The sequence below is a fragment of the Micromonospora sp. R311 genome (assembly GCF_056780015.1).
Window position 1 is genome coordinate 16,564 of the sequence record NZ_JBSWCE010000060.1, and the last position, 10,717, is coordinate 27,280.

At 76.2% G+C, this 10,717-nt stretch carries 7 protein-coding genes and 2 pseudogenes; 5 read left to right on the forward strand and 4 right to left on the reverse strand.

Annotation, left to right across the window (positions count from 1 at the left end; genetic code table 11):
• Window positions 1–619: 619 nt before the first annotated feature.
• From AC1WTP_RS32310 to AC1WTP_RS32320, 3 genes and pseudogenes are all read right to left on the reverse strand, one after another.
• Window positions 620–769, reverse strand: a pseudogene (locus tag AC1WTP_RS32310) (MOSC N-terminal beta barrel domain-containing protein); the annotation flags it as partial.
• A complete protein-coding gene (locus tag AC1WTP_RS32315) occupies window positions 766–1,413 on the reverse strand; it encodes a phosphotransferase (protein WP_481653019.1) in 648 nt (215 codons plus the stop codon). The gene AC1WTP_RS32315 and the pseudogene AC1WTP_RS32310, both read right to left, overlap by 4 nt.
• Before the next feature lie 134 nt (window positions 1,414–1,547).
• On the reverse strand, window positions 1,548–2,426 hold the full coding sequence (locus AC1WTP_RS32320) for an alpha/beta fold hydrolase (RefSeq protein ID WP_481653020.1): 879 nt from the start codon (window positions 2,424–2,426) through the stop codon (window positions 1,548–1,550).
• A gap of 180 nt (window positions 2,427–2,606) precedes the next feature.
• Here AC1WTP_RS32320 and AC1WTP_RS32325 point away from each other — a divergent pair, with 180 nt between their 5' ends.
• The gene (locus AC1WTP_RS32325; protein WP_481653021.1) at window positions 2,607–5,972 is read left to right on the forward strand and encodes an ATP-binding protein; all 3,366 of its coding nucleotides are present in this window, start codon (window positions 2,607–2,609) and stop codon (window positions 5,970–5,972) included.
• 48 nt (window positions 5,973–6,020) lie between these two features.
• On the opposite strand, the gene AC1WTP_RS32330 is transcribed toward AC1WTP_RS32325, so the two are convergent.
• A complete protein-coding gene (locus tag AC1WTP_RS32330; RefSeq protein ID WP_481653022.1) occupies window positions 6,021–6,713 on the reverse strand; it encodes a carbon-nitrogen hydrolase family protein in 693 nt (230 codons plus the stop codon).
• 138 nt (window positions 6,714–6,851) lie between these two features.
• Here AC1WTP_RS32330 and AC1WTP_RS32335 point away from each other — a divergent pair, with 138 nt between their 5' ends.
• The 4 genes and pseudogenes from AC1WTP_RS32335 to AC1WTP_RS32350 form a co-directional block, all read left to right on the forward strand.
• Window positions 6,852–7,652, forward strand: a complete 801-nt coding sequence (locus AC1WTP_RS32335) for a DedA family protein (RefSeq protein WP_481653023.1) — start codon at window positions 6,852–6,854, stop codon at window positions 7,650–7,652.
• Between the two features lie 119 nt (window positions 7,653–7,771).
• Window positions 7,772–8,995, forward strand: coding sequence for a sensor histidine kinase (locus tag AC1WTP_RS32340; protein WP_481653024.1), 1,224 nt, complete (start codon window positions 7,772–7,774; stop codon window positions 8,993–8,995).
• On the forward strand, window positions 8,986–9,630 hold the full coding sequence (locus tag AC1WTP_RS32345; RefSeq protein WP_481653025.1) for a response regulator: 645 nt from the start codon (window positions 8,986–8,988) through the stop codon (window positions 9,628–9,630). The genes AC1WTP_RS32340 and AC1WTP_RS32345 overlap by 10 nt, the downstream gene beginning before the upstream one ends.
• Window positions 9,631–10,454: 824 nt before the next feature.
• A pseudogene (locus AC1WTP_RS32350) lies at window positions 10,455–10,717 on the forward strand (hypothetical protein); the annotation flags it as partial.

The following is a 10,717-nucleotide window of genomic DNA, read 5'->3' on the forward strand; positions in this document are numbered from 1 at the left end:
CGCCGACGCAGGGCTGCGGGGCGAGTTCGGGCAGGGGCGCGATCCGGTTGAGCCGGGCCGGCACCCGCAGGGCCGCCACCTGACGGGGAAGCGGGCCGTGCGCCAGGGTCGGTACCGCACAGCGCGGCGTGGCGGCCAGCACCCGCAGCACCAGCGCGTCACCGACCCGCAGCTCGCGGCCCACCCAGTCGTTCTCCACGAACCCGTCCGCCGCCGTCTCGATCACCAGATTCGGCCGGTAGCGCACCGGCTCGAAGCCACCGTCCAGACTCTCGCCGGCGGCCAGGCGGCGCAGGGTGGCGGTGGTGACGAGGTGGATCGGGGCGAAGTCGAAGAAGGTTCCCGGCGCGGCGGCGCCGAGCGGGTTCTGGTCCACCGGCATGTGCGCGGCGAGCCCGGCGTCGAGCACCGCCTCCGGATGGGCCCGGTCCAGCACCGCCCCGTCGGGCACCGTGCCGGTCAGCGTCACCGGCGTGCCGAGCAGCCGGGACAGCACCTCGTCCACGTCGGCGTCCACACTCGACACCGTCCGGCCGTCGGGGAGGGTGATCCGGACCGGGGCGGGCGCGACGCCGGACGCGCGGAGGGTGAGCAGGCCCCGCCAGCGTCGGGGATGCTTGGCGCTGGCCACCCGGCCGGTCTCCCGGTGCACCAGGGCGAGGCTCCGGTCACCGGTGACGCCCGTCGCGGTCACCTCGGCGGCGGGAAGCCGCTCGCCCAGCATCGACTTGATTGGGTAGCGCCAGAGCTGGACGAGCCGCCCCGTCATCCGGTCATCCCGGCCCGGATCAGCGCGGCCGCCTCGGCGAGCCGTTCGGGGCCGTGCGGGCCGAGCCGCGCCCGGACGGCGACCGCCTCGTCCAGCAGGTCCAGCGGCCCGGTCTCGGCCAGGTACGCGACCAGCAGGTCCCGGGCCAGCCCGGCCAGGTCGAGCGTCGGATCGGTGCCGACCTCGCCGATGATCAGGGCGGTCACGGCCAGGTCGAGGCCGGGCGGCCCCTCGGCGGTGCTGTGCCAGTCGATGACGACCGGCCCGTCCGGCGTCACCATGACGTTCTCCGGGTGCAGGTCGAGGTGCAGGACGCGGTCCGCCGGGTCGGTGGACCGTCGCGCGGGCAGCGCGTGCAACCGGCGCAGCAGGTCGGCGAGGATCCGGGCGGCGGACCGGACGTCGGTGTGGCCGGTGACGGCCGCCTCGGCCAGGGTCGGACCGGTCAACCGGCGCATGACCAGGTCGGGTCCGTCGGCCCGGTGGACCTGGGGCACCGGGTAGCCGAGCCGGTGCAGGTAGGCCATCACCGCCGCCTCGTCGCGGACGTCACCGCCGTCGCGGTAGCGGCGCAGCACCCGTCCGTCGTCGAGCGCGTAGACGTCGGCCTCCCGGCCGGAGGCGAGGGGAAGCGACGCGGTCACGCCGCCACCCTAGCTTCGCGGGACGCGCGGGACGGGGGCCCGCCCGTCCCGTCGCACCCTCATGACCTGGGGGCCGGTGCGGCCGGCCCGGCCACCGGCCCGATCGGCGGTGACCGGGCCGGCCGGCGGGCCGGCTACCGGGTCAGCAGGGCGCGCAGCGCCTTGACGACCTCGGCCGGCGCCTCCTCGGCCATGAAGTGCCCGCAGGAGACGGTGTGGTGCGCCAGGTCCGGGGCCCACGCCCGCCACCGCGCGGCGGCGTCGAAGCCGAGCGCCGCGCCCCAGTCCTGCTGCAGCACGGTCACCGGCATCCGCAGCTGGTTCCCCGCCGCCCGGTCGGCCTGGTCGTGCGCCACGTCGACGCCGGCCGAGGCCCGGTAGTCGGCGACGATCGAGGTGACCGCCGCCCGGGACGCCGCCAGGTACGCGGCCCGCACCTCGGCCGGGATGGCCTCCGGGTCCCGGGTCCAGCTGTCGAGGAAGTGGCCGAAGAAGGCGTCCGGGCTGGCGCCGATGAGCTGCTCGGGCAGGCCGGGCGGCTGGGCCATCAGGTAGAGGTGGAAGCCGACGGCGGCGCTGGTGCCGTGCAGGACGTCCCACATGTCCAGGGTGGGCAGCACGTCCAGCGAGGCGAGGTGGCTGACCACCTCCGGGTGGTCGAGACCGGCGCGGACGGCGACCAGGGCGCCACGGTCGTGCCCGGCCAGGGCGAACCGCTCGTGGCCCAGGGCCCGGGCGAGCGCGACGATGTCGGCGGCCATGGTCCGCTTCGCGTACCCGGTCCCGTCGGTGTCGGCGGGCTTGTCGCTGTCACCGTAGCCGCGCAGGTCCGGGCAGATCACGGTGTGGTCGGCGGCGAGATCCGCGGCCACGTGCCGCCACATGAGGTGGGTCTGCGGGAAGCCGTGCAGCAGCACGACCGGGCTGCCGGAGCCGGCGATGGCCACGTTCAGCGCGACGCCGTCGGCCACGGCGACGCGGCGGTAGTCGAATCCGTTGATCCTCTGGTTCACGGTGAGCCCTCTCCGGGTGCTGGTGCCGTCCGGTGGCGGGCACCACCGGCGGTCGGACCAGTCGAGCCTGCCCGGCCGGGATCAGCGGCCGATGAGCAACGGATGAGTGCCCCCGCACCCGCCAGCGGCCGGGGGCGGTCACCATGCGACCGGGCCCGCGGTCCGGCCTAGATTGGTGCCATGACCAGGGCGGCGACGGCGGGCGGGCCGGCCTTCGGGGTGCTCGGGCCGGTGCGGGCGGTCGACGCCCGCGGCCCCGTCGCGCTGAAGGGGCCGCGCCAGCGCGCGGTGCTGGCCCGGCTGCTGGTCGCCCGCGGCCGGGTGGTGCCGGTCGAACGCCTCGTCGGCGACCTGTGGCCCGAGCCGTCCGACGGCGCGGTGGCGGCGATCCGGACGTTCGTCGCCGACCTGCGCCGGGCCCTGGAACCCGACCGGCCACCCCGACAGCCCGCCCGGCTGCTGGTGACCGCCCCACCCGGCTACGCCCTGCGGGCCGGGCCGGACGCGGTGGACGCCTGGCGCTTCGAGGACGCGGTGGCCGAGTCGGGTCGGCTGCTCGGCGCGGGTGGGGCCGGCGCGGCGCTGGACTGCCTGACGGAGGCGCTCGCCCTGTGGCGCGGCCCCGCGTACGCCGAGTTCGCCGGGGAGGGCTGGGCGCGCGCGGAGATCAACCGGCTGGACGAGCTGCGGATGCTGGCGGTGGAACGCCGGGCCGAGGCGCTGCTGGCCCTGGGCCGAGCTCCGGAGGCCGCCACCGACCTGCGGGCCCACACCGCCGGCCACCCGCTCCGCGAGGACGCCTGGGCGCTGCTGGCCACGGCCCTGTACCGGTCCGGCCGCCAGGGGGAGGCGCTGGCCGCGCTGCGCCGGGCCCGGGAGACCCTGGTGACCGAACTCGGCGTGGATCCGGGCCCGCGGCTGCGGCAGCTCGAAGCCGACATCCTCGCCCAGGCTCCGCACCTGACCCCGGCGGCACCGCCGGCCGCCGTACGGGCCGACGCGCCGGCACGGGCCGGGGCCGGACCGGACCGGCGGCGGCCGTTCGTCGGGCGTGGCGAGGAACTGGCCCGGCTGCGGCGGGCCGCCGAGCACGTCGTCCGGCGCGGCCGGCCCGCCCTCGCCCTGATCTCCGGCGACGCCGGCGCCGGCAAGACCGCGCTCGCCGACGCCCTCGCCCGACAGCTGTCGGCGGCCGGCTGGACGACCGCGTGGGGCCGCAGCCCCGAGTACGAGGGCGCGCCCGTCGCCGGGCCGTGGACGCAGCTCACCGACGCACTCGCGGCGAGCGCCGAGCCGGCGGAGAGCGCGCCGGCCAGCCCGGACCCCCCGCCGGGAGCCGGGGCGACCCCGGGTAAGCCGGCGGTGGGCGGCCCCGACCGGGTCGAGGATCCCGCGGTACGCCGGTTCCGGCTGCACCGGGCCGTCGCCGCGCTGGTCACCTCGACCGCCGAGCGGGCGCCGGTGCTGCTCGTCGTCGACGACCTGCACCGCGCCGACGCGGACACCCTGGACCTGCTGACCGCCCTGGTCGGCGAGCCGGAGCCGGTCACCGGGCCGGTGCTGGTCGTCGGCACCTACCGGGCGGACGAGATCGGCCCGGAGCTGACCGCGGCGCTGGCCCGGGTCGCCCGGACCGAGCCGGTCCGGGTCTACCTGGGCGGGCTGTCCGAGCCGGCGACCGGCGAGCTGGCCCGGGCGGTCGCCGGGCCGGACCTCGACCCGCCCGTCGTGCACCTGATCCACCAGCGCAGCGGCGGGAACCCGTTCTTCGTCCGGGAGCTGGCCCGGCTGTTCGCCGCCGAGGGCGGCGCGGCGCTGCGGGCGGTCCCCGCCGGGGTGCGGGACGTCATCCGCCACCGGCTCAGCCGGCTGCCGGACGCCGCGCGGACCGTGCTGCGCCAGGCGTCCGTGCTCGGCCGCGACGTCGACCCCGAGGTGCTGACCGCGATGGCCGGTGACCCGGCGGCGGTGCTCGACGCGCTGGACCGCGCCCTGCACGCCGGCTTCCTCACCGAACACGGCGCCGACGGGCAGCTGCGGTTCACCCACATCCTGGTGCGCGACACGCTCTACGGCGACCTGTCCGCGCCGCGCCGCGCCGGCTGGCACGCCGCCGCCGGCGAGGCCGTCGAACGGCTGCACCCGGAGGACGTCACCACCCTGGCCCACCACTTCGCCCACGCCGCGAGCCGGGCCACCGCCCCCCGCGCGGCCCGCTACGCCGGGGCCGCCGCCGAGCGGGCCGAGCGCCGCTTCAACCCGCACGAGGCGGCCCGCCTGTGGCGGCAGGCGGTCGCCGCCCACGATCGCGCGGGCGACGACGTACGCGGGCGGCTGGCGGCGGTGATGGGGCTGGGTCGCGCGCTCGCCGTCACCGGTCACCTCGACGAGGCCCGCCGGCACCGGTCCGCGGCGATCGCCACGGCCGCCCGGCTCGACGACCCCGACCTCACCACGAGCCTGCTGACCGCGTTCGACGTGCCGGCCAGCTGGACCCGCAACGACGACGAACACCTCTCCCACCAGGTGGTCGTGGCCGCCGAGCGCGCCCTGGCCACGCTCGGGCCGGACGAGGCGGCAGCGCGCAGCCGGCTGTTGAGTACCCTCGCCCTGGAGCTGCGCGGCACCACCACGGACCGCGGCCGGCGGGCCGCCGCCGAAGCGGAGGCGCTCGCCCGCCCGCTGGCGGACCCGGCGCTGCTGGCCCTCGCGCTCAACGCCCGTTACCTGCACACCTTCGGCCGGTCCGGGCTCGCCGCCGAACGCGCCCGGATCGGCGCCGAACTGGTCGACCTGGCCGCCCGGCACGACCTGGTGAGCTTCGAGGTCCTCGGCCACCTCGTCCTCCTCCAGGCCCACTGCGCGCTCGCCGACCTCGCCGCCGCGGACGCGCACGCCGGGGCCGCCGACCGCCTCGCCGAGCGGTACGACCTGCCGCTGGTGGGCGTCTTCACCCAGTGGTACGCCGCCCTGCGGCTGGCCGTCGACGGCCAGCCGGCCGCGGCGGAAGCCGGATACCGGGCCGCGGCCGACCGCCTCGCCGGCAGCGGGATGCCCGGCATGGAACAGGGCCTGCTCGCCCTCGCGCTGCTCGGTCTGCGGCTGACCGGGCCGGACGACGCCGGCCGGTCGGCCGCCGGCCCGGTCGGACCGGAAGCCGGGGAAGACTGGGGGAGCTGGGACTTCGGGCCGCACCAGCCGTGGGCGCGCCCGCTGGTGCTGCTGCGGGCCGGTCGTCGCGACGAGGCCGCCGAGGCGCTGCGTACCCTCCCGGAGTCGCCGCACGACCTGCTCCGGGAGGCCCGCGGGTGCCTCGTCGCCCGCGCGGCCCTCGCCCTCGACGACCACGCCACCATGCGGCACGCCTACGCCGACCTGCTGCCCGCCGCCGGTGAGCTGGCCGGGGCGGGCAGCGGCGTGCTCACCCTGGGACCGGTGGCCGGGTACCTCGGCGACCTGGCCGCCGCCCTGGGCGACCCCGAGCAGGCCGCCGCGCACCGCCGCACGGCGCGGTCGGTCGCGGCACGGGCGGCCCGTCCCGGCTGACCGCGTCCAGCGCCCCCGGATGCGCTTTTCGGGGCGGGCTCCGGACGGTCAGTCCAGCGTCGCGCCGGCCGTTTCGCCCGGCTCGCCGCCGGCCCGGGCGAGCACCGAACCGTCCGGCGCCCAGATCGCCGAACCGCCGGCCGCCTCGGCGTACCCGCCGCCGGTCGACCCGGCGAAGCTGGCCACCGCCACGTGCACCCGGTGGGTGGTGGCGATCCGGTGTGCCCGCTCCGTCGTGACCGCCGCCTCCCGGGCGTGCTCCAGCACCGCCGCGAGGTAGACGTCGACGCCGAGCGCCGCGGTCCGCGCCGCGTGCTCCGCGATGCCGGTGTCCCGGCAGATCGCCAGCCCGAGCCGCCAGCCGTCGACCGTCACCGCCGCCGGGGCCGGGCCGGGGGAGAACCGGCGGGCCTCCACCGCGCCGAGCCACATCTTCCGGTACGCCACCCGCACCCCGGTGGCGTCGACGGCGAGGGTGGCGATGTGCTCACCCCGTACCGGCGCGCCGGCCAGGGCGAGGGCGCCGGTCTCGGCGCACGCCTCGACCAGCGGCCCCAGCCGCGGGTCGTCGACGTCCACCGGCGGGCCGTCCAGTTCATAGCCGGTCAGCGACAGCTCGGGGAAGGCCACCACCCGGGCGCCGGCCGCGCGGACCACCGCGGCGTGCGTCGCCGCGTTCACCCCCACGTCGTACGCCACGCAGGATGGTTGCGCGACGACGATCCGCAGCGGCGTACGCATGGCGGCTCCTCTCCTCGACGGGCGCAGGATAGGCGCCGACCCTGTGGTTTTCCGCACCCCCGCCGGTGCGGTCCGCCCGCCGGAACGGAGGGCCGGCCCCATGGCCGGCTCTCAGGATCGGTTCGTAGCGTGTGGGGCATGATTCGTACCGCGCCGCACGCCCTGCTCGCCGCCGCCGGTGACGCCGCGCCGCCCCAGGACGGTCTGGTCGGCTACGTCACCGGCCTGGTCGAACGGCTCGGCGGCCCCGGCGCCGGCCTGGCCGTCGCCCTGGAGAACCTCTTCCCGCCGATCCCGAGCGAGGTGATCCTGCCGCTGGCGGGATTCGTCGCCGGCCAGGGCCGGATGAGCGTGGTCAGCGCGATCTTCTGGACCACCCTCGGTTCGGTGCTGGGGGCCCTCGCGCTCTACTGGATCGGCGCCGCGCTGGGCCGGGAACGGGTGCGCGCGATCGCGGCGCGGCTGCCGCTGGTCAAGCTCAGCGACGTCGACCGGACCGAGGCGTGGTTCCTGAAGCACGGCGTCAAGGCGGTCTTCTTCGGGCGGATGATCCCGATCTTCCGCAGCCTGATCTCCATCCCCGCCGGGGTGGAGCGGATGCCGGTGTGGACCTTCGTCGCCTACACCACGATGGGCAGCCTGATCTGGAACAGCACCTTCGTGCTCGCCGGCTACCTGCTCGGCGACAACTGGCACCTCGTCGAGGGGTACGTCGGCGCCCTGCAGAACGTCGTCATCGTCGCCTCGGTGGCCGCCGTCGGCTGGTTCGTCATCTCCCGGCTGCGCCGCCGGTCCAGGGCCGGCGCCGAGCCCGACCTCACTCCGCCGCCCGCACCGCCGGTCGCCGGCGTGCCCGACCCGACCGGGCGGGGCACCATCTACCGCAGCGCCTACACCGACAGCCAGCAGGCCGGCTGGGACTACGACGGAGTGCGGTGACCCCGGTGTCGCAGGATCCCGCTGCCGCCGACGGGCGGGCGCCGGGGGAGCCGGCCGGGCCTGCCGGGTCGGCCGAACCCGCAGGGCCTGCCGGGCCTACCGGATCGGCTGGGTCGGCTGTGCGCGTCGGGACGGCCGGGCTCGCCGGGTCGGCCGGCCTTGCCGGGTCTGCTGAGTCGGCCGGGCGGGTGGAACGGCCCCGGCCCGCGCTGCCCTGCGCGGCCCGGCTGCCGGTCGGGGTCGCCGCCGGGATCCTGACCGCCGCCGTCGAGCTGCTGTTCCTGGTCGCCGCGGCCGTCGCGATCGCCGGTACCGCCGTCGCCCCGCCGACCCGCCCTCGGGTACACGCGGTGATGCGCCGGTACGCCGCCCGGCTGGTCCGGTTGGAACGCCGCCGGCTCGCGGGCTTCCTGACCGAGGGCGTGGCCCCCGGCGGCGCGCCGGCACCGGGCTGGCGGGACGTCGGCTACCTGGCCGCCCGGCTGTTGCCCGGTGCGCTCGGCGCGCTGGCGTACGGGCTGTTCGCCGTCGGTGCGGTGCTGGCCGCGATCGTGCTGTGGGCGGTGCTGCGCGGTGTCCTCGATCCCGGGGACGCCCTGCTGCAGGTGGTCATCGGTGCCGCCCTGCTCCTGGTCAACGTCCAGGCCGTCGCCAGCGTCGCGGCGCTGGACGTGCGGCTCGCCCACCGTCTGCTCGGCGCCGGAACCCGCGCCGAGCTGGAACGTCGGGTCCGCGAGCTGACCACCAGCCGCGCCGAGGTGGTCGCCGCGGTGGACGCCGAGCGGCAACGCATCGAACGGGACCTGCACGACGGCCTGCAACAGCGCCTCGTCGCCCTCGGCATGCTGCTCGGCCGGGCCCGGCGCAGCCGGGACCCCGAGCGTGCCGCCGGCCTGCTCGCCCAGGCGCACCAGGACACCCAACAGGCCATCGCCGAGCTGCGCGAGGTGGCCTGGCGGGTGTACCCGTCCGCGCTCGACGACGGTGACCTGGGGGAGGTGCTCGGCGTGGTCGCGGATCGGTCGGACATCCCGGTGCGCATCCGGTACGACCTGCCGGTCCGCCCCGACCGGCAGGTCGAGACGGTGCTCTACTTCGTGGCCTGCGAGGCGCTCACCAACGCTGCGAAACACGCCGCCGCTAACCTGATCAGCGTGGAGGTCGACAGTCGGGCGGGGACGGTCCGGCTGCGGGTACACGACGACGGTGTCGGCGGCGCCGACCCGGCCGGAGCCGGCCTGACCGGTCTCGCCCGCCGGGTGGCCGCCCTGGACGGCCGGTTCCGGGTCGACAGCCCGCCCGGCGGGCCGACCACCGTGCTGGCGGAGGTGCCGTGCGGATAGTCCTGGCGGAGGACTCCACCCTGCTGCGGGAGGGCTTGGCCCGGCTGCTCGCCGACGAGGGGCACGAGGTGGTGGCCGCGGTCGCCTCGGCCGACGACCTGGTCGCGGCGGTCGAGCGGCAGCGACCCGACGTCGTCGTCACCGACGTCCGGATGCCGCCCACCAACACCGACGACGGCCTCCGGTCGGCGCTGGAGATCCGGCGGCGGTGGCCGACAACCGCGATACTGGTGCTCTCCCAGTACGTCGAGCGGCGGTACGCGGCGCGGCTCCTGGCCGACCGCCCCGAGGGGGTCGGGTACCTGCTCAAGGACCGGGTCGCCCAGGTCGACGACTTCCTCGACGCCCTCGACAGGGTGACCGCCGGTGGGACGGCGCTCGACCCCGAGGTGGTCCGCCGGGTCCTCGCCGGCGCGAACCCGGCCGACCCGCTGAGCCGGCTGACCCCACGCGAACGGGACGTGCTGCACCAGATGGCCCAGGGGCACACGAACGCCGTGATCGCCGAACGGCTGCACGTGTCGCAGAGCGCCGTCGAGAAGCACATCAACACGATCTTCGACAAGCTCGACCTGTCGCAGGGGACCGGGTACAGCCGGCGGGTGCTCGCGATTCTTCGCTACCTGCGGGTGTGAGCTCTTTCCGCCCGTCCGTGCCTCCGGCGGTGTGCGGATCTCCGGCCTGGTGGTCCGTTTGGGGCTGTGGCCGTGCCGTGGTCCGTGGGTCGGGTGTGGCTGTGCCGGGTGCGTGGGCGGTTGCGGTTGGGGTGTGGGTGGCCGTGCCGGGCTCCGGGCGGTCAGGCTTGATCCCTGCGCCGGGCACGGCGGGCCACACCCCCGTCGTGGTCCGGGTCGCGTCCGTGCCCGCAGGTCCGTGCCGGTTTGCTTCAGGTGCGTCGGGTCGGCCGACGACGGTCGGGTGAGATCCACCGGCATTGCGTCGCGGCGCGCCGAACTCGTTGGTGTCGCTGTGGGCGTGTCGTCACGGGTCGGCAATGTTGTCTTTCACGGTGATACCTCTGAGGCATTTTGATGACTCTGAGGTATCGCGCTCTTTCCGCTATATCATCCGCCGGGAGCCTGATGCCGTCGGTCGCTCTGCTCGGTACCGGGCACCGCCCCCAAACCGAGCTATTTTCGGGCGCCACCTGTCGATGGTTGGGCTCAATGTCCGGTTTGTGGGTGTGACCGGGTGCATCCGGGTGGTGGAATCGGGGCCGGGTCGGGGGCGTTACATCATGCGGACGATCGAGCAAGAGCCCGCCCCGCCTGATCGGGTGCGGGGCCGGGCCGCGGAATGATGGCGGGCCGCCGGTCGTTACACATGGTCCCGGCGCCGCAAGGGCACCCCCGCCCGCGAGCGTCGGATCTTTCCCCCAAGACTTTCGAGCGCCGGACGGTGCTTGCGCCACCACGCCCTCCCCCTGGGCTGGTGGCGTCGACCCCCAAGGAGCTTCGTGATGAACACGATCATGCGTAAGAGCGTTCTCGGTGTCGCTGGTCTGGCCTTCGCCGGTGGTGTGTTCGCTGGTCCGGCGACCGCGCAGGCTGCTCCGGTCGAGCAGGTGAAGCCGGTCGCCGTGGTGCAGGCCGACAAGGCCGACAAGGCCGACAAGGCCGACAAGGGCAAGCTGATTCCGCATGGTGTGCAGGGCAAGCAGTCGCACATCACGCTGGACGACGAGCAGATCGCGAATGTGAAGGCGATCATCGCGGCGACGAA